This window comes from Methylophaga sp. UBA4204 (genome assembly GCF_002379485.1).
Classification (GTDB): Bacteria; Pseudomonadota; Gammaproteobacteria; order Nitrosococcales; family Methylophagaceae; genus Methylophaga.
This window is the reverse complement of sequence record NZ_DFTU01000055.1, coordinates 19,018-19,660: the sequence shown is the minus strand read 5'-3', so window position 1 is coordinate 19,660 and position 643 is coordinate 19,018. Positions and strand designations below refer to the sequence as shown.

General features: G+C 47.4%; 1 protein-coding gene. It reads left to right on the top strand.

Features of this window, described 5'->3' with window-relative positions; all coding sequences use genetic code 11:
- Positions 1 to 643 (top strand): M24 family metallopeptidase (locus B3182_RS08030; RefSeq protein WP_292752281.1); only part of this gene is annotated, 643 nt, incomplete at both ends.

Below are 643 nucleotides of genomic sequence, written 5' to 3'. Positions count from 1 at the left end.
TAGGTTGGCTAAATCATCTTCGCCAGGCCTCCCGCTCAGGCAAACACTCTCCTACTGAAATCATCGAACTGGAACATTGCCTCAATGAGTTACGTCTGTTTAAGAGCAGCCAGGAAATCAAGAGCATGCGCTACGCGGCTGAAGCGTCAGCCAAAGCACATATCCGGGCGATGCAGTTTACCGAACCGGGTAAGTTCGAATATGAAGTCGAAGCGGAACTGATTCATGAGTTTATGAAACATGGCTGCCGCAGTCCGGCCTACCCTTCTATTGTCGGTGGCGGTGAAAACGGCTGTATTCTGCATTACATCGAAAATAACAGTAAATTGAAAAACAATGATCTGTTATTAATTGATGCCGGTGCCGAATATCAATGTTATGCCGCAGATATCACTCGAACCTTCCCGGTGAATGGCAAATTTACTCCGGCTCAGCGTGAGTTGTATCAAATTGTGCTGGATGCGCAATATGCCGCTATTGAGGCAGTCAAACCTGGAAACCACTGGAATCAACCGCATGAAGCGGCTGTGCAGGTTCTCACGGAAGGTTTGGTCAAACTCGGTTTGCTTCAGGGAAATGTTGATAAGTTAATTGAAGATCAGGCTTATCGTGAATTCTATATGCACCGCACCGGCCACTGGCT